Source organism: Hyphomonas sp. (assembly GCF_041398465.1).
GTDB lineage: Bacteria > Pseudomonadota > Alphaproteobacteria > Caulobacterales > Hyphomonadaceae > Hyphomonas.
Window position 1 is genome coordinate 385577 of sequence record NZ_JAWKUS010000004.1, and the last position, 25528, is coordinate 411104.

The following is a 25528-nucleotide window of genomic DNA, read 5'->3' on the forward strand; positions in this document are numbered from 1 at the left end:
GGTCCGATGGAACGATGACCGACACACGACCCAACCGCCTGCTCGACGCGATCAACTCGCCCGACGACCTGAAAGGTCGCTCGCGTGCCGAGTTGAAACAGATCGCGAATGAGGTGCGCGAGGAAGTCATTGATGTCGTCTCGGTAACCGGTGGACACCTCGGATCCGGCCTCGGCGTGGTCGAACTGACCGTCGCAATCCATGCGATCTTCGATACGCCGAAAGACAAGCTGATCTGGGATGTCGGCCACCAGTGCTATCCCCACAAGATCCTGACCGGTCGCCGTGACCGCATGCGCACGCTGCGCCAGGGGGGCGGGCTCTCCGGTTTCACAAAGCGTTCCGAGAGCGAGTACGATCCGTTCGGCGCCGCCCACGCCTCGACTTCCATCTCGGCCGGGCTCGGCTTTGCCAAGGCGCGTGACATTCAGGGCGAGAACTCCAACGTCATCGCAGTGATCGGCGACGGCTCCATGTCTGCGGGCATGGCCTATGAGGCGATGAACAATGCGGGCGCGGACAAGTCGCGCCTGATCGTCATCCTCAACGACAACGACATGTCTATTGCCCCGCCGGTCGGTGCGATGAGCAACCACCTCTCGCAGCTCGTCTCCTCGCGGCCGTACCGGGGCCTGCGCCGGATTGCCAAGAAAGTGGTTGCGCCGATGGGCCTCGAAAGCCCGGCCCGGCGTGCCGAGGAATTCCTGCGCGGCTTTGCCATGGGAGGCACGCTGTTCGAGGAACTCGGCTTCTATTATGTCGGCCCGATCGACGGGCACGATCTCGATGTGCTCATCCCGATCCTCGAAAACGTGAAGGCGATGCGTGACGGGCCGATCCTGATCCACGCTGTCACGCAGAAGGGCAAAGGCTATGCCCCGGCGGAGAATTCTGCGGACAAGTATCACGGCGTCTCGAAATTTTCTGTCGTCACGGGCGAACAATCCAAGCCGAAACCGAAGGCGCCTGCCTACCAGAAAGTTTTCGGCCAGACGCTGACCGAACTGGCAGAGAAGGATGACCGCATCTGCGCGATCACCGCCGCCATGCCGTCTGGTACCTCGACCGATATCTTCGCAGCGAAATATCCGGACCGGCATTTCGACGTCGGTATCGCCGAACAGCACGCCGTTACCTTCGCAGCGGGCCTTGCGGCCGATGGCATGAAGCCGTTCTGCGCGATCTACTCGACCTTCCTGCAGCGTGGTTACGACCAGGTCGTCCATGACGTCGCGATCCAGAAGCTGCCTGTGCGCTTCGCTATCGACCGGGCTGGCCTGGTTGGTGCCGACGGGGCGACCCATGCCGGCAGTTTCGATATCGGTTATCTCGGCGCGCTGCCGGGCATGGTCTGCATGGCGGCAGGCGATGAGGCAGAGCTTGCCCGTATGGTGTTGACGTCTCTGGAGATCGACGACCGGCCGAGCGCCTTCCGGTATCCGCGCGGCGAAGGGGTGGGCATCGACATGCCGGAAATCCTCAAACCGCTGGAAATAGGCAAGGGCCGTGTGATCCGTGAAGGCACGACGGTTGCGATCCTGTCCTACGGAACGCGTCTCGCCGAGGCCGTGAAGGCCGCGGATATGCTTGCGGCGCAAGGCTTGTCGGCAACGGTTGCGGATGCCCGGTTCGCGAAACCGCTGGACACCGGGCTGGTGGACCGCCTCGCCAAAGAGCATGAAGTGTTGATCACCATTGAGGAAGGCGCCACGGGCGGCTTCGGCAGCTTCGTGCTGGAATACCTGGCACGCAGCGGCGGACTCGACAGTGGACTGAAGATCAGGCCGATGACCCTGCCGGACGAGTTCCAGGACCAGGACACACCCTACAACATGTATGAGGCTGCTGGCCTGAACGCCCGGCACATCGCGGCCCGTGCGATCGAGGCCCTTGGCCGGGGTGATCTGGCTGAAATCGAACGCCTCGCCACAGCCTAGCGATGGCCTGAAATTCGCCCGGTTCTGTGCCTAACTGAAATGCAATTTGCGGGACCGGGCGAAGCCCGATTAGGTGCAGTCATGCGTGCTAACCATTTCCTTCTGGCAGCCATGATGCTGGCCGCCGCGGCTGCTTGCGCCACGGCGCCCGAGCCGGCCATTCCTTTTGCCGAGCGCCTCGCGGCGGCTAAGGCAACCGGCAACCCATATCAGGAAGATGCCGCGCTGACGCAGTTGCTGGCCGATCCAAAACTGAAGACGGAGGAGCGGGCTGAGGCGCTTTACCAGCGCGCGAGCCTGCGCCGTCTGGCAGGGGATGACCGGCGCGGCGCAGTTGCGGATTTCGAGGCCATGCTGGCGCTCGCGCCGGATCATCCCCGTGCCGGGCAGGCAGAGATCGAACTGGACCTCGCCCGCTCCGATCTTGAGGCGCTGGAGCCGCGCCTCGCCTACATGCTGACCCTGCCCCAATGGTTCGATGTCTCATGGGCGCTGGGCGAGCGTGAGGCGCCTGCGCGGCGGTACCAAAAGGCAGGGATCAGTCCCAATGAAGCGCAAACGCAGAAACTGAAGGATGCGGGTTTCATCTGCGGGCCGGACGGGGCAGGCGGACCGGTTCAGGGCGCAGGTGATCCGCGTGACTGGCTGAGCGATCTTGCCTGGTGCAATCCGCTGCCCGATCAGGTCGAAGCTGAGGCAGAACCTGCAGACCTCGGGTCGTAAAGACCACACAAAATTCACAATCCGGCCCTGCCGCCGTACGTGTTGCACGTCTATCAACAGGGTCATTGCCTTAACCTGCCTGTACGGAGCTTCCGATCATGATTCGCCTCAGCCTTGCCGCCGCCGCTTCCGCTCTTGTTCTGGCGGCCTGTAGTTCGACGCCAGCACCGGAAGCCGAAACAGCGGCCGCCGTTTCCACGACGACTGTCGTGTCGCCCTACGAACTGGCCATGCAGACGGTCGAGGAACTTGTGACCGGCGGCAACACACAGGCTGCGATCGACCGGCTCACCCAACTGTCCGGTGACCCGTCGCTCAGCCGTGACCAGATGGCGGAAGTGCTCTACCGCCGCGGCGAGCTTCGCCTCGGCGAGCGTGGCTATGACACGATGGGCGCGATTGAGGACTTTGAGGAGATCCTCGCCGATTACAGCGACACCGAGTGGAGCACGGCAGCAGCCTCGATGCTCGACAGCGCCCGCGGCAAGGCGACGTCGTTGAACGCACTTCTCGCCCAACCGGAAACGACCCGGACCCAGAAATTCAACATTCTCATGGAACTTGGCCGCCATGACGACGCCATCGACCTGATGCTGGCCAACGACCTGACACCGGACAATGAAGCCCTGCTGGCCATGTACCAGATCGGTTACCTGTGCGAAGGCGATGCTTTGACGGGCCGCCCCTATGACGTCACCGAGCCGGACGGCACCTACCACGAGCTCCGCTTCTGCGATTTTGGGAAGTAATCTAACGTAGACTGCAGTATTTATTGTAGTTCGCAATCGCGGTTCAGGAATATTTCTGCAGCTCTTTCCGTATGGGAAGGTGGTGGATTTCCTGATCCGCGGCCTGGCGGCCTCTTCAAACCGGGGCCCCGGCGTGGTTGTGTGGCGTGAACCACATAACCTTCCCGAGGAAACCCATGTCATCAGAGCTGCTTCCCCCCAATTGGCCCGCCATGTCCATCGCCGAGGCCAACGCCGCACTGGCGGCGCCCGGTTCTCCGGTTCAGGTGGAAGACACGGTCGTCAATGGCATTCCGTCCAAGGGCTATACAAATGCTCCGCCGACCATCCACTCGATCCTGTTCCTGGCCGCGATGACCAACCCGGACCGGGACTACATCGTCTACCAGGATGAGCGGGTAACCTATACGGCGATGCTGCGCGCCGTGGAACATTTCGCGGCTGCTCTGCGCGACAAGTACGGTATCACCAAGGGCGACCGCGTGGCCGTGATCATGCGTAACTACCCACAATGGCCGGTCGCCTTCTACGCCGCGCTCAGCCTCGGCGCGATTGCGACACCGATGAATTCGTGGTGGACCGGTGAGGAGCTGGAGTACGGCCTGTCCTTCGCGGGGGTTAAGGCCGCGGTTGTCGATCCGCAGATCTATGAGCGCATCCATGAGCACATGGAAAAACTGCCGGACCTGAAGCATGTCATCATCGCGCGCGAATCTGGTGACGAGCATAACCATCCGTGCGTCTCCACGATGGAAGATGTGATTGGCCTGGCGAACTCCTGGGCAGACCTGCCCGACATTGGCATGCCGGATGTTGAAGTCGGTCCGGATGACGACGCGACGATCATGTATACGTCCGGCACCACCGGCAAACCAAAGGGGGCACTCGCGACCCACCGCGCCGTGATCTCGAACATGTTCAACGGCATGACCTGCACAGCCCGGATGTACCTGCGCAAGGGCGAACCGGTGCCGGAACCCGATCCGACGGTGACGCGCGCAACCCTCATGTCGATCCCGTTCTTCCACGCGACCGGTTCCTTCGCCATCCTCGTCCCGACGGCCCTGCGCGGCGACAAGATCGTGACCATGTACAAATGGGATGCCGGTGAAGCCCTGCCGATTATCGAGCGTGAGCGCATTACCAGCATTGGCGGCGTGCCGACGATTGCCTGGCAGGTGCTGGAGCATCCGGATCGCGACAAGTTCGACCTGTCCTCGATTGAAGTCGTTTCCTATGGCGGCGCGCCGTCTGCGCCGGAACTCGTGTCTACTATCAAGCGCCGCCTGCCGAACGCGGCGCCCGGCAATGGCTGGGGTATGACGGAAACCTGCGCGACGGTAACGCTGAACATCGGTGAGGACTATGTGAACCGACCGACCAGTGCTGGCGCGCCACCTGCTGCCGCTGAACTCAAAATCTGTGATCCGGACGGCAACGAAATGGCCGTGGGTGAGATCGGTGAGCTGTGGTGCAAGAGCCCGTCGAACTGCAAGCGTTACTGGAACCGCCCCGATGCCACGGCTGAGACATTCCGCGATGGCTGGGTCGTGACGGGTGACCTTGCGCGCCTGGATGAGGAAGGCTTCCTCTATCTGGTCGACCGCGCGAAGGACATGCTGATCCGCGGCGGCGAGAACATCTACAGCATCGAAGTGGAAAGCGCGCTGTATGACCACCCGGCCGTGATGGATGCCGCCGTTGTCGGTATCCCGCACAAGGTGCTGGGCGAGGAAGTCGGTGCTGTCGTGCAGCTGAAGCCCGGCATGAGCGTCACCGAAGATGAGTTGCGCGCGCACGTTGCCAACCAGTTGGCGGCGTTCAAGGTGCCGGTCGAAATCCACTTCATGGACGAGACTCTGCCGCGCAACGCAAACGGCAAGATCCTGAAAAACGAATTGCGGGAGCAGTTCACACCACGGGGATAATCGCATGAACGTACAACGTCGCAAGATCGGAGACCGCGAGGTCTATCCGGTGGGCCTTGGCTGCATGAACATCTGTCATGCCTATGGGCCACCGCTGCCGGAGGATGAAGCCAAAGCGCTACTTGTGCAGGCTTTCGACCTCGGATGCGATTTCTTCGATACGGCGACATTGTACGGCTTCGGCCGGAGTGAGGAACTAATCGGTGAAGCGCTCGGGGCTCACCGGCGGGACCTTTTCCTCGCCAGCAAATGCGTGCTGGGTTTCCGGGATGGCAAACGCATCCTTGATGGCCGGCCGGATGTGATCAAGGCGGCCTGCGAGGCAAGCCTGAAACGTCTGAAGACGGATGTTATTGACCTCTACTACCTGCACCGGCCTGACCCGAATGTGCCGATCGAGGATTCTGTCGGCGCGCTGGCGGACCTGGTTGCCGAGGGCAAGATCCGGTTCGCCGGTCTTTCCGAAATGGGTGCAGAGCAGCTGCGCCGTGGCGCTGCCGTGCACCCGATCGCTGCCATGCAGTCGGAATACTCGCTCTGGGTCCGCAATCCGGAGATCGCCGTCATGCAGGCGTGTGAGGAACTGGGGACGGCGCTGGTGGCATTTTCGCCGGTTGGCCGGGGCTTCCTTGCCGATCCGCCTGCAGATCCCGCCACCTTCCATAAGTCGGATATGCGTCTCAGCATCTTCCCGCGCTTCAGCCCGGAAAACTACAAGGGCAATCTGCCCCTGCTTGAGGAAACGAAGGCCATTGCCGCGGAGGCGGGCTGTTCCGTCGCGCAACTCGCCATCGCCTGGACGCTGGCGAAGGGCCCGAATGTGTTGCCGATCCCCGGCACAACTAATCTGAAACATCTTGAAGAGAACCACCGTGCAGCGGAGGTCACCCTCACGCCGGAACAGGTCGCGCGTCTCGATGCGCACTTCGCCCCGGAGAAGGCCGTCGGGCCGCGCTACAGTGCGATGGGGCAGGCATCGGTGACGACGGAGATGTACGATTTCGAGCAGGCAAATGGCTGACAAGCCGGTCGCGCTCGAGGACCGTTCAGATGGCGGCGACGGGCGCCGCTACGCGCCCTCGACCGCCCGAAACCGCGAGCCGATCCGCGATGTGTTCGCCGCGCAGGGCCTGACGGCCGGAAACGTTTTGGAGATCGCGTCCGGGACGGGTGAACATGGCGCGTTCCTGACCGACGCATTTTCCGGCCTGCACTGGACCTATTCCGATATCGATGCTGCCGGCCGTGTCAGCCAGCAAGCCTGGCGCGATGCGGCCGAGCATGAGCGGCTGTCCGGGCCGCTCATCATCGATGCGTCGTCGGATGACTGGGGTGAATTGGAAGGCAAGGCATGGCACCTGATCGTGTCGGTCAACATGATCCACATTTCCCCCTTCGCGGCGACGGAAGGCCTGCTGCGCGGCGCGGGGCGCCTGCTGAAGCCTGGCGGGCATTTGTTCCTGTATGGGCCTTACGCCCGTAATGGGGAGATCGCCCCGTCGAACGCTGCATTCAGCGAAAACCTCAAATCACGCGACCCGGCCTGGGGTGTGCGTGACCTCGACTTGCAAATCGTGCCTTTGGCTGAAGCGTCAGGGCTGAGCCTTGAATCGGTCGTCGAGATGCCGGCGAATAATCTGTCGGTCCTTTTCAGGCGGTCGTGACCGGAGCGGTCCCGACCTACACACCAAACGCTTGGAGCATCGGGAAAGCATGTCAGAACACACAGACCGGATACTCGGCAAAATTCATGAGCTTGAGCTGGAGCTCGAAGCGGAATTTGCAAAAAAACGGGCGGGTTTTCGATATGGCATGGAACGCGGCCGTGTTCTGTTCGACCAGGAAGTCATCCGCAGGCACCTTGAGCTGCGAAAGGCCCTGATACCCTACCTGTTGAGTGCCCGTTTCTGGGTCGTCGTGACGGCACCGGTGATTTATTCCCTGATTGTGGCCTTTCTGGTTCTGGACCTTTGGGTGTCCCTGTACCAAGCCATCTGCTTCCGGGTGTACGGTATCCCTCAAGTCAGGCGCCGGGATTATCTGGTGTTCGACCGCAAGAGCCTCGCTTACCTCAACGCGATGGAGAAGCTGAACTGTGCCTATTGCTCCTATGCGAATGGCGTCATCGCCTATGTGCGGGAAGTCGCTGCGCGTACGGAACAATACTGGTGCCCGATCAAGCAGGCGCGCCGCGTGATCGGAACGCATGCGCGTTACGCCGGGTTCTCGGAATATGGTGACGCCGAACACTACCGGGAACGGCTGCGCGCCTTGAGGGAAGACTTGAAGGACACGGTTGAACCGGATGAGGCGTCCGGCACCCCAACCAATGACGCTCCCTCCGGAGAGACCTAGTTTCCGCCGCCGAAGCGCTCAGTCCATTCGGCGACCTGCGCATCCTCGATCTTCTGGAACAGGACATCCGGCGGGGAGATCGCCATGCCATGCGGCAGGGCGTCCAGCAGAGCGGCGAAGTCCGTATCCGCAGCCGGGAAGTTCCGGTTCTCTTCAGGGATGTTCAGCGCGTCGAGGATCTTCTTCGCAGCGCCCGGAATGATCGGTTGGGCGATGATGCCGAACAGGGCAGCCAGGTTCAGGCCAGCGCGCACACCGATGGCGGCGGCGTCCACGTTTGTCTTGTACTTCACCCATGGTTCGGCCTTGGTGAGATACTCGTTCCCGGCAGCCCAGATTGCGCGTGTTTCGGCGGCAGCCTTGCGGAACTCCATCGCCTCATAGTGTTCGATCAGGCGGGGCAGGCGCTCTTTCAACTCGGCCACCATCCAGGCTTCGTCGTCGCCGGGCGTGCCGGCATCTGGCACCTGTCCGTCGAACTTGGACGCGGTGTACTTTGTGATCCTGTTCACGAAATTGCCGAGCACGTTCGCAAGGTCGGAGTTCACCGCTGCCTGGAATCCCTCCCAGGTGAAGGCCGCATCTGAGCCTTCCGGCGCGTTGGAGATCAGGTACCAGCGCCAGTAATCGGCTGGCAGAAGCTCCAGCGCCTGGTCCATGAATACGCCGCGCTTCATCGACGTGGAAAACTTCCCGCCATACCAGGTGACCCAGTTGAAGGCTTTCAGCTTGTCGACCGTCTTCCACGGCTCGCCACAGCCCAGCAGCGTGACCGGGAAGGACACGGTGTGGAAGGCGACGTTATCTTTGCCCATGAACTGGACGTACTCGACCTCGTCGGCGCCCTTGTCGGTTTTCCAGAGCGATTCCCAGTCATTGCCGGTTGCCTCTGCCCACTCCTGCGTGGCGGAGATGTAGCCGATCGGCGCGTCGAACCAGACATAGAAGACCTTGTCCTCATAACCTGGGCGCGGATTACCGTCCGCATCCGTCACTTTCACGCCCCAACTGAGGTCGCGCGTGATGGACCGGGCGATCAGGCCTTCGTCCAGCCATTTGTTCGCAATGGAGACCGCAAGGCTCGGCCACTGCGCGCCCTTGCTTTTCACCCATTCGCGGATGCGGTCCTGCATCTGGCCCTGGAGCAGGTAGAGATGGTTGGTGTCGCGAATCTCGATGTTCCGGCTGCCGGAAACTGACGAGTACGGATCGATCAGGTCAACCGGATCCAGCAACCGCCCGCAATTGTCACACTGGTCTCCGCGCGCTTTTTCAAAGCCGCAGGTGGGGCAGGTGCCTTCGACATAGCGGTCCGGCAGGAAACGGCCATCATCGACAGAGTAGACCTGTTTGGAGGTCCGCTCCTCGATCAGGCCCTGCTTTTCCAGTGCCTGGGCAAGATGCTGGGTGACGGCATGGTTTGCAGGACGAGAGGTCCGCCCGAACCAGTCGAATGCGAGGCTGAAACCTTCGCCGGCCTTGCGCTGGATTTCATACTGCTCGTCGCAATATTCCTGCACGCTGATGCCTGCAGCCTGCGCGGCAAGCTCGGCGGGCGTGCCGTGCTCATCCGTGGCGCAGATATAGGTCACCTCGTGGCCCAGCAGGCGCATCACGCGAGAGTACACGTCAGCCGGAAGCATCGAACCGGCAAGATTGCCGAGATGCTTTACGCCGTTGATGTACGGCAGGGCAGAGGTGACGAGGATGCGCCGGGATTGCGTCATTGGGTGCCAGTCTTTTCCGTTTGAGGGCCTTCAGGACCGCGATTCGGGCCTTTCGGCCGCTGTGAAGCGTGTCTTTTAGCGCGGCGAGCCGGAAATGAAAGAAACCGAACTGACAAAAAGCGGCGCCCGCTCAGGCCTTTGACGCTGGCGCACACCAAGAAAAGCCCCGGATCGGCAGAGCCAGTCCGGGGCAGTCGGCGATGCGGGCGCGGTGATTGAACCCGCATCGGTTCGGAGGGGGAGGAGGGAAAAGAGACCTAGAGGCCGTAAACCGGCTTCACATCGAGGCTGACATCCACGCGGCGAGCCATCGGTTCCACCGGGACGCCGGCGGATGCGGCTTTTGCGTTGACTTCGCTGAAATTTGTTTCGATGCGCGGGGCAAATACGCCGCGATCCGACAGCGCCTGGATTACGGCGGCGGCGCGTGCTTCAGACAACTGCGCAAGTTCTCCGTCGGTGTGCGCTTCCTCGGAAACGACGGAAACATCAATATCGGTGACAGCGCAGCCTTCGAGACCGTTGGTTGCTGCGTTCAGTGTCCGGACGGAATAGGACGACAGCATCGTCTCATAGGCGGGGAAGTATATGGACAGCTTCATGTCCTCGCAGACCGGTTTGCGGGCGATGTAGACAGGCTCTGCAGGCGGCGGCTTCGGAGCATCGGAAACAGCCGGCAGCGCAGCGAGGGCGCCCACAAGGCCAAGGCCGGCGGCTGCAAACATCGTGCGTTTCATAATGGTCTCCTTCATGCTCATCTCTTGCTCCATCGGTATCTGGGAACTCTTCCGGTTCCTGTGTCCTTGTATGAACAAGGGGATAGGCTGGGTTTGCGGCTGAAATGTGCGCCCACCGGGGCGAATGAGGCGGTGCCAAGGAATTTGAAAGGAATTCGAAAGGGGCAAAGAATAGTCTTTTAAATCATTGAGGTAGGCACCGTGGAAATACCGGCCACTCGCCTTTCTGGAGAATTCCGATAGCAAATATGGCGGGCCTAAGGTCACCTTGTGCCGTGGATCTGGCTGAAATCCCCATCTTTCCGGAAAGGGTGTGGACCACCTGCTTGCATCCGGTCTCAGTTCCCATTAGTGACGGGGTTCCTCATGGGCCGGCTTAGCTCAGCTGGTAGAGCATCTGATTTGTAATCAGAGGGTCGCGGGTTCGAGTCCTGCAGCCGGCACCATAGGAAACAAGGACTTAAGGTAGTTCTTGTTCCCCAGATTACCCCAAAAAACGCTCTGGGGTTCCATTTGGGGTTCCAGCTAAGAAAACTGTGATTTTCTGCAGCTCGGGATCTCCGCTGGAGACCCTCGGCACCGCCGTCGCTCATTTTCGGGAAATTTGGTCGGCCTGTCCGGCACGGCCAACGGCTAGTATCTGGTCTCTACGAAAAAGCCAGTACGGCCAGGACACGGCCCACCCCAGTCATTCTTGTGCGGGTTGAGGCGGCCATTCAGCCGGTCTCGCCTGAATTTTTGGTTGCATACGGGGCACTGGTAAATGTGCACCGGTTTGCCCGAGCTGGTACTCCTGCGGGGAGAACTGCGGGAGGTCGAACGAGGATTGTCGAAGGTCGCGCGGGTAGTGAGTGTCTCGGGCCGAGCAGTGCTTTGTGCCACTTGCACAGGACCTTGCGGACTGAGTTCCACTGCGTACCGTGGCGTGAACACAGCATTGGTCACCCGGGCTCCCTGCATGCGATCTACACGGTAGGAACGATGCTCGTTTCGGTCCGTATTCCAGGCGTGCAGCACGATGTTCCCGTCTCGGGTGCTGCGCAGTGAATATGGCTCGATCCGTCTAGTCGATCCTTGATAGTCCAGCTCTACCAAGAGCCGGTTGCCGGCCGCGAATCTGATGATCTCTATGATGGTCTGAGCCTGCGCTGAAACCGGTAGTCGGAGATTGCGTTGGCGCAGAACGGTTTCGCCCGCGCCAATAGTGAAGGCCGCGGGGATATTAGGTGTGACGCCGCCTGCGAGCCATTCAAAAAACGCGGGTAGCTCATCCCAAAAACTCTCGTAGGGTGGAAGTGTTGGAAGTTGGTGAGCCAGCATGTTTTGCCAGAGGTTCTGGAGCTCGCCTCGATGCGGCTCAAGATCGGTGAGTGCCGGCACCGAAATGCCTTTGAATTCGCATTTCTGGCGTAGCACATCCAGCATGACGGCTGCATGAGGACGGGCTTCTGCATTGCGGAACAAGTTGACCACATCATAGAGGTCTCGCGGCCGGGTTCGCTCGGCAAGCGCCCGCACCTTTTCGCCGAACAGTTCTTCATAGGCGTAGGCGAGAATATCGATCCCCTCAACTGGTGCATCCGAGTACGGATGAAAGACACTTACACGCACGGGTGCGAGGACTATCCGCTCATCGGCAGTGAGGTCGAGTTTGATCCTTGGAAGGTCGCGGCTTGCGACGGGGCCTCGATAGCTAACTTTGCCTTGGCATGATATTGAGCCGCGTGGATTGGTATATATGTCAAAATTCTGGAGGTGGGCCGGAACTTCTATGCCCGTGCGCTCGTAAATCCATTCGCCGACTTCGCTGAACGTCGAACTCAGGAATTCCTCGTCGAGGTGCGAAGGTTCCGTGAGTGTGAAATCAAGGTCTTCGGAAAAGCGGTAGGTTTCAAAGAAGCATTTCTTGAGACATGTCCCACCTTTGAAGAGCCAGCTATCGCGCAATGCTGGGTGGGCGCTGATGCCGGCAAGCATCCAGCCGAGAACGTAGTCTTTCTCGACGACATGCGGTGTAAGCGACATGCGAGATGCAGTGTCGAGGATTTCTCGCCGGTCGATCATCTTTCTCTCGCTTTTTTCCAGCGGGCAGGAACCCATAGCTGCCATTGCGTGACGAGTTTCTGGCAATCAAGCGAGGGATCCAGTTTGGCCGTTCCTTTGCTCAGATGCCCGCGACAGGCCTGAGCGAGTTCTTCCTCTCCGCCTCGTATTTCTGACAGGTACCCAAGGCGCTTGAAGACCGCGCCATTTCCCAGTCGCACGCAGTAGTCAATCAGCAGGTTGTCATTTCTGTCCTTGCGCTTGAAATACTCGCCCAGACAGTCAGCGATGTGCTGAATGCCGCCTCCAATGGATGGGTCATCAAGCATGTCGACTAGGGTCTTTTGCACATCAGACACCTGGACTTTGGCGCTGCCCCGCCAAACACTTTTTGTGCCGAAGAGTTTGCGCGCCTGAACATGTTTGAGTGTGAAAGTAGCGCCGTGGCGCTTCTGCGATTTCTGTCGGACGGGCTTGGCCGTAATTATGACGATGTCATTAAAAAGCTGCTCGGTTAGGTCCCAATACTCTGCAGCGGTGCGACCTCCGACATAAGCAGGTGCAAACAGACTGGGTACGAGGACCCAGGGATCCTCGAGCACATGTTCGCTTCCCAATGAGTCGAGTGCCGCTGGTACGTAAACGCCCCGCCTGACTCGTCTGAGCCAACCTTGTTTCGTCCAACGCGCCAGAGTCTTTGCGGCGGCATCCCGATCGATTCCCAAAATGCTAACTGCATCATCAATTTGGATCACGTCGCCTGCGCGTGCGATTAGCTGCGCGACGTGCTGTCGGCCTTGCGGAATCGCACTTTTACTATTCTCCATATGTCCTATTTTCTCAAATCGATGAATTACGGCGTATGCAATATACTATATCTATGAGTTGCGCCAGTATAATATATCTACTGCAATTCATCGATTTGATGAATTATGACAATCAAAACATACTTTTTGTGCAGGCCTAATTTGGCTTAACTGCGGCTAGGCTTTCCACCGGGGCTATGATCTTGTGTAGGTCTGGCGCGGAGCTTCCTCGATCCAATCCTGAATTTCCTGTTCGCGCCAACGAACAGCATCGCCCGGAAGTTTTACCGGGGCCGGAAAGACCTTCGCTCGGACTTTTCTCCACAGTGTTGTCCGACTGCGGTACCCCGTCAGTTCAAGAACCTGCTGTGCTGTAATCAACTTAGCCATTTTGTTTACTCCACGAATGAATTTGCTGCCGGGCAACGCCGCCCGGTCAGGATCTCCTAGCCCGTCTGAACCCGCTGTCGCTCGCCAAAAAAGTCTCCAGCATCAGCGGCACAAGCGCGGCGACCGGAACCTCGACCCCGTGAATCTCCGAATGGATCCGGGCATAGTCATCGAGGTCCGCCGCCAGCGGTGGATCGATCAGAACGGTCAGTTTCTGCGGCGTCCGGTCGGGCAGCGGTCCGATCTTCAGATTGGTCTTGCTCATGGTTGGTGTCCTCCTTCATAGGGTTTCAGAACGATGTCCTTGTTCACGAGCACGCCGAGCCGCCAGCCCGGACGGATCGTGATCGAGGGTTGGACGTCGAGGTTGCGGCGTACGATTTCCTGACCGGCCTCGTTGGCGCCGGTCTGGGCCGAGCGGCGAAGGGCCCGGGCGATATCGCCCTCGTCATCGCTGGCAAGTTCGGAACCCACGCCAAGCAGCGTTGAGAGCGCAACGCCCTGCAGGAGCTTCCAGGAATGATAATCGACCTTGTCTTCGAGGCCTGCATATCCACGGGCATCGACACCGGCGAGATTGTCGATCCGGATAGAGGAGCCGTCCGGCATGACGATCCGGCTCCAGACAAGGAGGGCCCGTGACTGGCCGAACGCGATGACACTGTCATAGCGCCCGATCAGGCGCGCGCCTTGCGGCACAAGCACGATCTCGCCGGTCACCGTGTCATAGACCGGGCTCGTCACCTGCGCGATGACCTGGCCGGGAAGATCGGAGTTGACGCCCGTCAGCAGCGTTGCCGGAATGATCGTTCCCGCCATCAGCTGGTAGGGCGAGACGGGCGTCTCGAGCCGGTGCGGATTGTAGATCGACGGATCGGGCTCCTGGCCGAGAAAATCCAGTTTCCTCACCTGCCGATTCGGATCCTCGCTGAGCGAAGACCCAAACGCACCCTCGCGAGACGACGCAAACGCCGACAGGTCCGGGAAGCTCACCGAAGCTGGCGCCGCGGACGCAACACTCCCGATGATAGTCTTCGATCCTGCACTCGCTCCAACCTTGAAAAATACCCCGCTCCCGCGCGCCGCATCCGTCAGCGCCGCTTCGCGCGCCTGGAGTTCGGCTTCCAGCGCCGCCAGCTGCTCGTGCATCGGATCCACCTCAGGCACATCCTGATCCGGCAGTCCCATACGCCCTTCGCGCTGGGCCTTCAGGATCGGCGTACCGAGGTCTCCCGGAAGCGGCGGCCCGAGAATGTCTTCCTCTGGCGGCAACTCTCCATAAGACTTCGGCAGTACGGCAAGACCATCCGCCTCCGGATTATGCCCGGTATTGTAAAGCTCACGCGCGGGACCACTCGTATCGTCCTTCGGGCCCTGCAAGGCGAAGGCGAGCGAGCCGAGCACGATCGCGCTGCCGGTGCCGATGAGCACCATCAGCGCTCGTTTGGAGAACCGCTTCACGGGCCGGGGTTTCCCTCGGATTTCCAAAGGCAGGGGCGCAGGGGAAGCTGCTTCCGTCATGGCTTCGTGCTTCCAAGATCATTGCGCGCGATTTTCACGACATCCTGGCGCTTTTCGCCAAGGCGGAGTTCGGCGCGGGCGAACAGGCGGTCGACGACATAATAGTCGCCGGACATGCGATAGTTCACGAGCTGGGACTTGCCGTCCCGGCCGATCACGAACAGGGCCGGGGCCTCGCCCTGGTCGAGCCGGGCCGGGAACTGGATGTAGACCTTGCGCCCATCGTCAAAAACGCGATCCGGCCGCCAGTGCGGCGCATCGCCGTCGATATCGTACCGGAACTTCAGCCGGTCGAGCTGCAATCCGGCCGGCGAAGACGAAGCCGATGCACGCGCTGTGCCCGAACTCGCCACCCGCGTCACCAGTTGCTGGTCGGCATAGCGCCAGGAGACGGCCGCCATATAGGTTTCCTCGAACGCCCGGAGTTCCAGGTGATAGGCGCGCAGGCTCGTCGTGATGATGAGGTTCGTCTTGAGACCTGCCTGGGTCGGCTTGATCAGGATGTGGGCCTGAGCGTCGCTGCCGGTGCCCGAGACCGTATCACCCAAAACCCAGCGGACTGTGTCGCCGGCCGAGACGGAGACCAGTTCCTCGCCAGGCTGGAGAACGATGTCGGTCACCTGTTCCGGCGCGCAATAGACCTGATAGAGCGCGCCCACGGTGTAGGGATAGACCTGAATCGCGTTCAGGTAGTTGTCGAGCGAGGGCTCAATCGCGGCCTTGCCGTTTGCAGTCTCGATCGCCTGATAGGGTTTGAGGGAAGGCACCTCCGTCTCTGCAGGCAGAGGCTTCAACTGGCCGGGCACTGTGACGGGTATGATCGTTGGTGTGTAGGTGCGATAGGAAACGGGATCTGGCGCAGGCTTCGCTTCCGCGACCTCCGTCTCCTCCACATCCGGAGCAAGATAGAGATCTTCGACATAGTCCGGTTCATCCAGCGTGATGTCGGGACCGAGCGATGTGGGCAATGTCTCGCAGCCGGCAAGCGCCGAAGAAGCAAGCAGGATCAGGGCAAGGCGTTTCATGGGGTTAAGCTCCTATTGATGGTCTTTCGACCAGTTGAGGCCGTGGACGTAGAGGCCGAGAGGATTGGCCCTTAGGGCCTCTTCGGTGCGGGGTGGGTCGATGACGATCGAGAAGACGCCCGTATGGGTCGACTGGCTGGTCTCGGTGCCATTGCGATAGGCCGTCTCCCGCCAGCGCACGGTGAAACTGTCGTCCGAGGCGCGCACCACGCTGGTGACATCGACCGAGACGGAGCGCTTGCCGACCTCCGCAAACGGATCATTGTCGCGGGCATAGTCGTTGAGCGTGGCCGCGGCGCGGTCGGTCGCATAGGCGTAGGCCTTCAGCCAGTTCTGGCGCACGACGACCGGATCGATGGAGATGGAGCGTGTATTCTTCACAAACTCGGCGAGGTGATAGGCGATCTGCGCATCGGTCGGCTCATAGCGTCCGTCGGCGGGCCCGACGGCGCGTACGGCGCCCTCGCCGGTCAGTTCGACGACATAGGGCGTCACGATCGATTGGGTCGACCGCCAGACGAGGCCGCCGGCCAGCACGAATGAAAGGCCAAGGCTGCCGAGAGCCGCGAGCCGCCAATTGGCCGCCTGGACGCGGGCTGAGCCGATCCGGTCGTCCCAGGCTTGCGCCGCGCGCTGGTAGGGTGTCACCGGTTCCGGCGTCTCGCCATAGCGGGTGGAGTTGCGCTTCCAGAGCATTGCTTAGTCCTCGTCTTTTCTGAGTTCGATCGATGTGCCGCCACCCGGCCGGTCGCCGTCACGTACCGCCGCGGCCGCCATCATGCCTGCATCGCGGGTCGACTGGTCGCGCCGGATGCGCCGGGCCCAGTCGGGGGATGCATTGGAGCCGCCTGTCAGCGCAGCATTGGGCGCGCCGGTCCCGCCGGTCGCCGCAAACGTGGCCCGCGCGCCTGCCTGGTGACGCTCGCCGGGGGATCCGAAAGCGCGCCGGGCAAAGTTGCGGGCCCCGGAGGCTGCTGCGCGGACGCCTGCGCCTGCGACACCGCTCATGCCCGCCATAGCCGCGCTGGTGCCGGTCTTGCCGGAGGCAGCGGCATTCATCTGGTAAGCGGTCCGGGCACCGCCCGTAATGGAGGCCGCTGCGCCGACCGCGCTGCGCGCGCCGCCGCCTGCCGCCCTGATCCCGGACGCTGCGAGGGTGCCGCCCGCGACGGTTCCGGCGGCGACGCCCGCGGCTGTGCCGATGGCGGCCCCGGCACCCAGCTGAGGGGCACCGGAGACAAGCCCCGTGGCGATGCCGGGCCCGAACAGTCCGAGCGCGAGCATGGCGAGCGAGCCGAGGATGACGGAGGCGGCCTGTTCGAGCGTCACCTCATCCGGCTGGAAGGTTCCGGTGATGGAGGAGAAGATCGTCGAGCCGATGCCGACAATGATCGCCAGCACCATGAGCTTGATGCCGGACGCGATGACATTGCCGAGGACTTTTTCAGCCAGGAACGAGGTCTTGTTCCAGAGCGCGAAGGGGATCAGCACGAAACCGGCCAGCGTCGTCAGCTTGAACTCGATGATGGTGACGAAGAGCTGGATTGCGAGGAAGAAGAAGGCGAGCAGCGTGATGATCCAGGCAAGGAACAGGACCGCGATGATCACGAAATTTTCGAAGAAGGCGAGCGGGCCGGTGAGCTTCTCGATTTCGTCAAGCAGGGGCAGGGCTGCATCGAACCCTGCTGCGGCGACGAAGCCCGGCTTCATGATGTCCTCGGCCGTGATCGTGCCGCCGGTCGCATTGAGGCCCAGCTGCGCAAAGCTCGTGAACACAATGTCCGAGAGAAGCGCGAAGTTCCCAAGGATCAGGGCAAAAGCACCGACATAGAGCACTTTCTTGAGGAACCGTCCGACTATGTCCGTATCCGGACCCATGGCCCAGAAGAGGCCTGCCAGCGTGATGTCGATGGCGATCAGCGCGGAGGTCAGGAATGCGACATCCGGCTGAAGGAGCCCGAACCCGCTGTCGATATAGGCGGAAAAAGTCGCGACGAACTGGTCGATAACACCGAGGTCTTCCATCGCCTCAATCTCTCGAATAGGCGACGCCGTCGCCGACGAAGCGCTTGTGACGGATACGGGCCTGTTCCTCGATGGCGGCCCGGCGGGACTCCTCAAGCGTCACCATCCGGTACTGCGCGGCCATCAGCTGCTGCATCTGCATCTGTTGCTCGACGACAAGGGCGACGAGCTGGTTGCCGGCCTGCGCGACAGACAGGTTCCCCGTTGCGGCCTGGCTCTCGCCCACAAGGTCTGTCAGGGTCTCTCTTGCGTCCGCGATCGAGGTCACGATCCCGGACTGGACCTGGATCGAGGTGCGGAACGCGTCGCGGCTGATCCGCCACTGATTGGCGGCCTCGGCGACGATCTCTTCATTGGTGAGGTCTTCATAGGTGTCCGGGAAGGCTTCGCGGTACTGGCGTTCGGATTGCTCGACCTCGTAGGTGACTTCACCCGCTTCCCGCATCAGCGTCTCGATCCGCTCGAGCAGGCGTTTCAAATGCTCGATCGAGGCATAGTCGAGACGTTTCAGGTCCTCGGCCTGGTTCACCAGCATCTGCGCTTCATGCTGCAGCTGCTGGATCTGGTTGTTGATCTGCTCCAGCGTATGTGTGGCGGTCAGGATGTTCTGGACGAGATTGGTCGGATCGATCACGACATCCCCGACGCCGAGCAGGGCGTGTGCGGGCGGCCCAACCAGACCGAACGTCGAGACTGATCCGAGCAGCAGGGCAATCATTCGGCCGCGCATGGCATCTCTCCTTCCGTTCCAATGAGGTCCGCCGCCCAGGAAAGCCCGCCCGCTTCGAGCCAGGCGGGTGCGAAGCCCTCCGGACCAACTGAAGCAACGATTTCCGAGATCAGCTTCTGGTCGGCTTTCGACCCGGCAGCACAAAAGGCGAGCGCAACCGGTCCAAGGTCGAGATCGAACAGGCGGTTGCCGTCCGGCGTCTGAACATAATAGTCCCGCTTCGGTGTCGCCCGCGCGATCAGTTCGACCTGCCGCGCATTCAGCCCGAACCCTTCATACGCCGCCCGCTGCGAGGGCTCCTCGGCCCGCGCATTGGCGAGGAAGATGCGGGTGGGTGCGCTTTCGATAAGGCTGGGCGCGATTGCGCTTGCCGCAATGTCCGACAGGCTCTGCGTTGCGAACACGACGGACACGTTCTTCTTGCGAAGCGTCTTCAGCCAGTCGCGAAGACGCCCCGCAAACAGGGGATGATCGAGGAACAGCCAGGCCTCGTCGAGGATCAGCAACGTCGGACGCCCGTCGAATCTCGCTTCGAGCTTCGTGAACAGGTGCGCCAGCACAGGTGCGGCCAGCCGCTTGTCCTGCATCAGCGCGTCCATCTCGAAACAGAGCATGTCGCCGGTTTCGAGATTATCCTCATCGGCATCGAGCAGGGCGCCATAAGGCCCGGCCAGCGTGTAGGGCTCCAGCGCTTGCCGGAGGTCCGGCATCTGAAGGAGCGCGACCAGCCCGGTGAGCGTGCGCTGCGCGACGGGCGCCGCGCCGAGGCTCTGCAGCGCCGTCCAGACGGCCTGCTTCACCTCCGGCGTCACAGGGACACCTTCCTGTTCGATGAGCCCCAACACCCAGGCTTGCGCCGATGCGAGGCCTGCTTCGCCATCGACGTCCCGCAATGGCTGGAAGGCGAGATCACCGTCGAGCCCAAGCTCATACCAGGTGCCGCCCAGCGCGAGCGTCGTGCAGCGTGCTGACGCGCCCTTGTCGAAGATGAAGACCTGCGCCTGCTCGTATCGGCGGAACTGCAGCGCCAGGAGCGACAGCAGCACCGACTTGCCGGCCCCGGTCGGTCCGACCACCATCATATGCCCGACATCGCCCTGATGCGTGACCAGCCGGAATGGCGTCGAACTGGCCGAGCGTGCCATCAGGAGCGGCGGGCCATCCAGATGTGCATTGCGCTCCGCCCCTGCCCAGAGCGAAGAGAGCGGCGCCATATGGGCGAGGTTGATCGTGTTCAGCAGCGGCTGGCGGACATTGGCATAGGCTTCGCCCGGCAACGTGCCGAGCCAGGCTTCGATCGCGTTCACGCTTTCCGCAACGCAGGTGAACCCGCGCCCGCGGATCACGCGCTCGACGGCGCGGATCTGCTCTTCGGCCACAGAGGCGTCCGCATGCCGCACCACGATCGCCGTGGTGCAGTAGCCGAACGCGACATGGCCCGCGCCGAGCGCCTGTAATGCCTCGTCCGCATCGGCGGCCTGGTTGTCGGCGTCGGTGTTGAGCAGCGTCGCCGGTTCGTTGGTGAGGATTTCACGGAGGTAGGAGGTGAGGGAGCGGCGCTTCGCAAACCAGTTGCGGACGTAAGCGTTGAGCGTCTTCTCAGCGTCCGGCTTGTCGAGCGGCAGGAAGCGCGTCACCCAGCGATAGGCAAAACCGAGCTGGTCGAGCTCCGACAGGAGCCCCGGCTCACCGGTCGCCGGGAACCCGTTGATCGTGAGCACTTTCAGCGTCTCCTCGCCAAGGCGGGGTGAAAGACCGCCGGTCAGGGAGGTGTCGACCAGGAGCGCATCGAGGCACATCGGCACGGACGGCGCCCGCACGTCCTGCCGCGACGTAGAGATACAGGCATGGAGATAGGTGAGTGTCTCATCGTCATCCAGGAACCGCGCCTCCGGCATCAGATCCGCCATCATGTCGCGGGCCCGCGCCGTCTCGGTTTCGAAATGGACGAAATGCTCGCTCCAGAAGGCTGCCGGAGCGTCCGCCGGATCGTCGATGAAGAGCTGTTCGATCCTTGCCGTCCGGTCGGCTGGCGGCATCCAGGTGAGGGTCAGGTAGCAATCGGTCTCGAAGTGCCGGCCTGCTTCCTCGAAGGCCGCGCGGCGTTCCTCGTCGACCAGCCAGGCGGCTGCATCGCGCCACGCGCTTTCAGGATAGGTGACCGATGGCTTGCGGTCGGCTTCGATATGTAGCGCCCAGCCGGAGCCGAACCGGCGGAGGAGATTGTTCATTCGCGCGGTGACGGCAACGAGTTCCTCCGCCGTCGAACTTTCAAGGTCGGGACCGCGATAGGCAATGGTGCGCTGGAGGCTGCCATCCTTGTTGAGGACGATGCCGGGCGCGATGAGACAGGCCCATTTGAGATGGTCCGCAAGGCAGGCCGGGCGGGCGCGGTATTCTCGAAGGTTCAGCATGCGTAATAGGCCTTCTGGCGAATGTGCCGGATCAGCACGTCTGTGAATTGCGGATCGCGCCGGGCGGCGAAGACACAGATCCCCTGCGCCACGATCCAGAAGACGAGCCCCACAACCCAGAGCTGGAGGCCAATGCCGAGCGCGGCGGCCAGCGTGCCGTTGACGATGGTCGCAAGCCTTGGCGCGCCGGCGAGCAGAATCGGCGCGGTGAGCGAGCGATGCACCGGCACGCTGTAACCAGCTGGGAGGGACGAAACGTCTGCCATCAGAGCGTTGCCCCGCCGCCGAAGGAGAAGAACGAGAGGAAGAACGAGGTCGCGGCAAATGCGATCGACAGGCCGAACACGATCTGCAGGAGCTTCCGCATCCCGCCGCCGCTCTCGCCGAAGGCAAGGCCGAGGCCGGTCAGGATGATGACGATGGTCGCAAGGATCTTGGCGACCGGGCCTTCGATCGATTCAAGGATCGATTGCAAAGGGGCTTCCCAGGGCATGCCGGACCCGGCTGCATGGGCGGGGAAGGTAATTGCCGCGACAAGCAAACTCAGGCTGACGCCCTTGATCATGTCTCTGTTCATTGGGGTGGTGTCCTTTTTGGTGCGGTGGAGAGAAGCGGTTCAGAAAAAGGAAGACTCGGCAGAACGAGCTGCAGGTCCGGCTGGACGGGGCTGAGGTCGTAGCCGCCGCGCCCGAGCCCGTTCATGCGCACGACCGTCTCGACGCGGTGCCGGCCGGCGCGCCGCGAGATGTAGACGACGCAGTCGATCGTTTCGGCGATGAGGTCGTGCGGTACCTGAGCGGAGGCCTCGCCGATCAGCTGTTCGAGCCGGGAGAGGCCGCCAAGGGCGGAGTTTGCATGCAGCGTGGCGATCCCGCCCGGATGGCCGGTGTTCCAGGCCTTCAGCATGTCGAGCGCCTCGGCGCCCCGGACTTCGCCGATGATGATCCGGTCGGGGCGGAGGCGCAGGGTCGAGCGGACAAGGTCTGCCAGTGTCACCGATCCCGGTTGCGTCCGCAGCTGCACCGAATCCTCCGCCGCCGAGACAAGCTCACGCGTATCTTCGAGAATGACGAGCCGGTCGCCGGTCCGGGCAATCTCGGCGAGGAGCGCATTGGCAAGTGTCGTCTTGCCGGAGCCCGTGCCGCCGACCACGAGAATGTTCTCGCGTTCCAGCACCGCGCGCCGCAAAGCCTCGGCATGATGAGCTGCCATGACGCCGGAACTGACATAGGTATCCAGACTGATCACTCGGCCCGCAGGCTTGCGGATCGAGAAACACGGTCCCGGCGATACCGGTGGCAACACGCCTTCGAACCGTTCCCCGCCCATCGGCAGCTCCGCCGACACGATGGGAGAGGCCGCATCCGCGCGCCGTCCCATATGGCTGGCGACCAGGCGAATGACACGTTCCGTATCGGCCGGAGACATCAAGCCAGTCTCGGCCCGCCCGCTTCCATGCCGTTCGACCCAGAGCCGGCCATCGGGATTGATCATGATCTCGACCACGGTGGGATCGTCCAGCGCCGCGACAATCTCGTTCCCGAGCGCCGTCACCAGCATGGCGCGGGTCCGCGCAAGGCTCGGCGTGTCACGCATCGGCCCGCTCCTCAGTCAAAGATCCAGTATCGCTTCCAAGGCTGGCCGCTTCCGCCGTCACATCCTCGACCGCGTTCTGGAGAATGCGCTGGCCGGAGCGAAGCGCTTCGGCGACCTGGCGGACAAAGAGATCGAACCGGAGGTCTCCCTTGGCGCGGGCGGCCTCCACCTGGTTGGCCGGCACCGGCGGGGTAACCGTGAGGAAATAATGCACGAAGGTCGCGAGCGTTTCGGCAAGGACGAGATTGTCCCGCTCGATCCGCCCGAACTGCCGCGTCAGCCGGTCGAGCCGGCGATTGATGGCGGCTTCGCGTTGATTGTCGGCTTCGCCGGAGAAATATGCCACCAGCGCCCGGTCGACGATGGCACTTTCGGAGAGGCCCGGGCGTTTCGCCATGGCCTGGAGCCGGTGATGGGTCTCGGGCGAGATGTAGGGCTGGATCCGGGGTTTCATTGGCCATTCCCCGTGAGATCGATGCCGGTCGCCTGTTCGAGACTGTCGGCTTTCACAAGCGCGTCGAAGAGGCTGGGCTGCGGCGCGCCGCGTGACCTTGATTGCGACTTACCGGTCCTGGCGGGCACAGAGACCTGCGCGCGCTCCCTGGCAGCATCCCGTGCCTTCTGAGGCCCGAGGCCCTCACCATCGGGTTCGATCTCAGAGGCCTGCATCAGGCCCTCGTGGATCGACCGGACTTCCGTCCCCCAATCATCCTCCCGGGCATTCGGGATGCAGACCGCAAAATCAGGAGCATCTTTCAGCCGTTCGGTAAAGTTCTGGTCCTCGTAGTAGCGAAGCTTGAGCGCGCGCACCGGAGGTGAGCCTGCGACAAGGACCAATTCCTGATCGGCAGGCAGCTGCATCACTTCGCCGGGTGTCAGCAGCTGCCGGGCGGTTTCCTGGCGGGAGACCATCTTGTGCGACAGCCAGGGTGCCAGCCTGTGCCCGGCATAGTTCTTCATCGCCCGCTGTTCAGTCTTGGTGCCGAGCGCATCGGAAATCCGCTTGGCCGTCCGCTCGTCATTGGTCGCGAACGCCACCCTCACATGGCAATTGTCGAGGATTGCATTCGACGGGCCGTAGGCCTTCTCGATCTGATTTAAGGATTGCGCGATCAGGAAGGCCTTCAGGCCATAGCCGGCCATATAGGCGAGTGCGCTTTCGAAGAAATCGAGCCGGCCAAGCGCCGGGAACTCGTCCAGCATGAACAGGACCCGCCGACGGGACGGGGACGCCACCTGAGCGACCTGCGGCGCGAGCAGCCCGCATGCGCTAAGGATGCTCAGAGCCAGCGACTTGCCGCGTGCCAGCCCAGATGGGCGCACGTCCAGATGCTCCGTGAGCCGCCGTCCGACCTGGTTCAGGAGAAGCCGCATCAGGGGTTTTGTGCGCGAGAGGTCCGATGGCGGCACGACCAGGTAGAGCGAAAGGGGCCGGTCGCCGGAGACAAGGTCCGCGATCCGGAAATCACTCCGCGAGGTCACTTCCGCGATGACCGGGTCGCGATAGAGCGACAGAAACCGCAAGGCCGTCGACAGGACACCGGAAAGCTCGTTTTCCGACTGGTTCATCAGTTCGCGGGCTGTTTCGGCGACGACGGGATGGACCTTGGGTGCCTCGCCTGTGCCGAGGTGATTTGTCCGCATCATGACGGCCAGTGTCGTACGGAATGTCCGGTCGGGGTTCGCAAGGAAGCTTGCGACCCGGGCCAGCGTCTTTTCCTGTTCGGCATAGAGGACATGCAGGATGACTCCGACCAGCAGGGAGTTTGCCTTGTCGACCCAGTGCCCAAGATCGCCGAGCTTGCCCTGCGGATCCACCAGAATATCCGCAATGTTCTGGACATCGCGCACTTCGCAGGGACCCTTACGCACTTCCATCAAGGGATTGAAATGGGCTGACGCGACATCCGTCGGGTCAAACCGCAGGCAATGCGAAAATTCTGCGCGCCAGCCGGAGGTCAGCTGCCAGTTCTCGCCCTTGATGTCGTGCACCAGCACCGAATGCGGCCAGGACAGAAGCGTCGGTACAACCAGCCCCACACCCTTGCCGGACCGGGTCGGCGCAAAGGCCATGACATGATCGGGGCCGTCATGGCGGAGATAGGAGCCCTGGGCCTGACCAAGGAACACGCCTGCGGGCTTCAAGAGGCCTGACTTGCGCAGATCCCTGCCTTCCGCCCAGCGTGCCGAGCCAAAGGTCGCGACCCGCTTGTCCCACCGAGCCCGGAGGATCGATCCTGTCACTGCAATCACGATGGCGGCAACCCCGCCCGAGCCGGCGATCAATCCGCCTCGGTCGAACACATCCGGCGCATAGGCGTCGAAGGAATACCACCAGCCGAAGAAGGCCCACGGCACATAGACCGGCATGTCCAGGACGACGACAAGCGGCTCACCGAGCCGCGGCGACCAGCCCAGCGACCAGGCCGTCCACTCCGTCGCGCACCAGAGCGCCACCAGGACGACAAGCAAGACGAAGATGATTTGCCAGAAGAGGTTCGTGCCATGTTTCATGACACTGAATCTGACCGATCAGCCCCTCAGTCTCCAGAGAGGGAATTGGGGGAAATTTGTAGGGTGTTCTGAAGGCTTAGGAGTTGCCGGGCAGATGGGTGAGATTCTGAGAAGAATTTGATGAGTCCGGAATATCCCGGAAGCGGTCGTCAATGGAAATTCCGGCTTTTCCAACAAGCGGTCTTAACGAAACCTTGGATTGACCTTAAGAGCGGACAAAGCACACTACAGGGGAAATCGAATCCTCTGAATTTGATCAGAATGTAATGTCTTTCCGCGCCACGTTTGCAGCCTTTGAAGAGCTTTCA

The 25528-nt window shown here is 61.9% G+C and carries 24 protein-coding genes and 1 tRNA gene; 8 read left to right on the plus strand and 17 right to left on the minus strand.

Features of this window, described 5'->3' with window-relative positions; genetic code table 11:
• Positions 1-14 precede the first annotated feature (14 nt).
• The 7 genes from dxs to R3C98_RS14875 all read left to right on the plus strand — a co-directional run bounded on the left by dxs (position 15) and on the right by R3C98_RS14875 (position 7692).
• On the plus strand, positions 15-1937 hold the full coding sequence (dxs, locus tag R3C98_RS14845; RefSeq protein ID WP_371314848.1) for a 1-deoxy-D-xylulose-5-phosphate synthase: 1923 nt from the start codon (positions 15-17) through the stop codon (positions 1935-1937).
• An 81-nt stretch (positions 1938-2018) separates the two neighbouring features.
• A complete protein-coding gene (locus tag R3C98_RS14850) occupies positions 2019-2660 on the plus strand; it encodes a hypothetical protein (RefSeq protein ID WP_371314849.1) in 642 nt (213 codons plus the stop codon).
• Between the two features lie 98 nt (positions 2661-2758).
• Entirely contained in the window at positions 2759-3409 is a 651-nt protein-coding gene (locus R3C98_RS14855; RefSeq protein WP_371314850.1) for a tol-pal system YbgF family protein, read from the plus strand.
• Between the two features lie 176 nt (positions 3410-3585).
• On the plus strand, positions 3586-5337 hold the full coding sequence (locus R3C98_RS14860; RefSeq protein WP_371314851.1) for a class I adenylate-forming enzyme family protein: 1752 nt from the start codon (positions 3586-3588) through the stop codon (positions 5335-5337).
• 4 nt (positions 5338-5341) lie between these two features.
• Positions 5342-6358: an aldo/keto reductase gene (locus R3C98_RS14865; RefSeq protein ID WP_371314852.1), complete on the plus strand. Its 1017-nt coding sequence runs from the start codon at positions 5342-5344 to the stop codon at positions 6356-6358.
• Positions 6351-7001, plus strand: a complete 651-nt coding sequence (locus R3C98_RS14870) for a DUF938 domain-containing protein (RefSeq protein WP_371314853.1) — start codon at positions 6351-6353, stop codon at positions 6999-7001. Before R3C98_RS14865 ends, R3C98_RS14870 begins: the two co-directional genes overlap by 8 nt.
• A 49-nt stretch (positions 7002-7050) precedes the next feature.
• Positions 7051-7692 (plus strand): hypothetical protein, encoded by a 642-nt coding sequence (locus tag R3C98_RS14875; protein WP_371314854.1) that lies wholly within the window; start codon positions 7051-7053, stop codon positions 7690-7692.
• Here the strand turns inward: R3C98_RS14875 and metG are convergent.
• A complete protein-coding gene (gene metG, locus R3C98_RS14880) occupies positions 7689-9419 on the minus strand; it encodes a methionine--tRNA ligase (protein WP_371314855.1) in 1731 nt (576 codons plus the stop codon). The two genes, R3C98_RS14875 and metG, sit on opposite strands and share 4 nt — an antisense overlap.
• A gap of 257 nt (positions 9420-9676) precedes the next feature.
• On the minus strand, positions 9677-10156 hold the full coding sequence (locus tag R3C98_RS14885; RefSeq protein WP_371314856.1) for a hypothetical protein: 480 nt from the start codon (positions 10154-10156) through the stop codon (positions 9677-9679).
• 370 nt (positions 10157-10526) lie between these two features.
• Between R3C98_RS14885 and R3C98_RS14890 the strand changes: the two genes are divergently transcribed.
• Positions 10527-10602, plus strand: a tRNA-Thr gene (locus tag R3C98_RS14890).
• Between the two features lie 187 nt (positions 10603-10789).
• On the opposite strand, the gene R3C98_RS14895 is transcribed toward R3C98_RS14890, so the two are convergent.
• From R3C98_RS14895 to traG, 15 genes are all read right to left on the minus strand, one after another.
• Positions 10790-12220 (minus strand): nucleotidyl transferase AbiEii/AbiGii toxin family protein, encoded by a 1431-nt coding sequence (locus R3C98_RS14895; protein ID WP_371314857.1) that lies wholly within the window; start codon positions 12218-12220, stop codon positions 10790-10792.
• The gene (locus R3C98_RS14900; protein ID WP_371314858.1) at positions 12217-13026 is read right to left on the minus strand and encodes a type IV toxin-antitoxin system AbiEi family antitoxin domain-containing protein; all 810 of its coding nucleotides are present in this window, start codon (positions 13024-13026) and stop codon (positions 12217-12219) included. Before R3C98_RS14900 ends, R3C98_RS14895 begins: the two co-directional genes overlap by 4 nt.
• A 174-nt stretch (positions 13027-13200) precedes the next feature.
• Positions 13201-13395 (minus strand): helix-turn-helix transcriptional regulator, encoded by a 195-nt coding sequence (locus R3C98_RS14905; RefSeq protein ID WP_371314859.1) that lies wholly within the window; start codon positions 13393-13395, stop codon positions 13201-13203.
• A 46-nt stretch (positions 13396-13441) separates the two neighbouring features.
• On the minus strand, positions 13442-13660 hold the full coding sequence (locus tag R3C98_RS14910; RefSeq protein WP_371314860.1) for a DUF2274 domain-containing protein: 219 nt from the start codon (positions 13658-13660) through the stop codon (positions 13442-13444).
• Entirely contained in the window at positions 13657-14856 is a 1200-nt protein-coding gene (locus tag R3C98_RS14915; RefSeq protein WP_371314861.1) for a TrbI/VirB10 family protein, read from the minus strand. Before R3C98_RS14915 ends, R3C98_RS14910 begins: the two co-directional genes overlap by 4 nt.
• A 56-nt stretch (positions 14857-14912) precedes the next feature.
• Positions 14913-15941 carry a P-type conjugative transfer protein TrbG gene (gene trbG / locus R3C98_RS14920; protein WP_371314862.1) on the minus strand — a complete coding sequence of 343 codons (1029 nt, stop codon included), beginning with the start codon at positions 15939-15941 and terminating at the stop codon, positions 14913-14915.
• Between the two features lie 12 nt (positions 15942-15953).
• Positions 15954-16637, minus strand: coding sequence for a conjugal transfer protein TrbF (gene trbF, locus R3C98_RS14925; RefSeq protein ID WP_371314863.1), 684 nt, complete (start codon positions 16635-16637; stop codon positions 15954-15956).
• Positions 16638-16640: 3 nt separating this feature from the next.
• Entirely contained in the window at positions 16641-17966 is a 1326-nt protein-coding gene (gene trbL, locus R3C98_RS14930; RefSeq protein WP_371314864.1) for a P-type conjugative transfer protein TrbL, read from the minus strand.
• Positions 17967-17970: 4 nt separating this feature from the next.
• Complete coding sequence (trbJ, locus tag R3C98_RS14935) at positions 17971-18696, minus strand: P-type conjugative transfer protein TrbJ (RefSeq protein ID WP_371314865.1); 726 nt, start codon at positions 18694-18696, stop codon at positions 17971-17973.
• Positions 18681-21110: a conjugal transfer protein TrbE gene (gene trbE / locus R3C98_RS14940; protein WP_371314866.1), complete on the minus strand. Its 2430-nt coding sequence runs from the start codon at positions 21108-21110 to the stop codon at positions 18681-18683. The genes trbJ and trbE overlap by 16 nt, the downstream gene beginning before the upstream one ends.
• A complete protein-coding gene (locus tag R3C98_RS14945; RefSeq protein ID WP_371314867.1) occupies positions 21104-21376 on the minus strand; it encodes a VirB3 family type IV secretion system protein in 273 nt (90 codons plus the stop codon). The genes trbE and R3C98_RS14945 overlap by 7 nt, the downstream gene beginning before the upstream one ends.
• On the minus strand, positions 21376-21687 hold the full coding sequence (locus R3C98_RS14950) for a TrbC/VirB2 family protein (protein ID WP_371314868.1): 312 nt from the start codon (positions 21685-21687) through the stop codon (positions 21376-21378). Before R3C98_RS14950 ends, R3C98_RS14945 begins: the two co-directional genes overlap by 1 nt.
• Positions 21684-22706, minus strand: coding sequence for a P-type conjugative transfer ATPase TrbB (gene trbB / locus R3C98_RS14955; protein WP_371314869.1), 1023 nt, complete (start codon positions 22704-22706; stop codon positions 21684-21686). The genes R3C98_RS14950 and trbB overlap by 4 nt, the downstream gene beginning before the upstream one ends.
• Positions 22699-23160, minus strand: coding sequence for a CopG family transcriptional regulator (locus R3C98_RS14960; protein WP_112062302.1), 462 nt, complete (start codon positions 23158-23160; stop codon positions 22699-22701). The genes trbB and R3C98_RS14960 overlap by 8 nt, the downstream gene beginning before the upstream one ends.
• Positions 23157-25220, minus strand: a complete 2064-nt coding sequence (gene traG, locus R3C98_RS14965) for an IncP-type conjugal transfer protein TraG (protein WP_371314870.1) — start codon at positions 25218-25220, stop codon at positions 23157-23159. The genes R3C98_RS14960 and traG overlap by 4 nt, the downstream gene beginning before the upstream one ends.
• Positions 25221-25528: the final 308 nt, after the last annotated feature.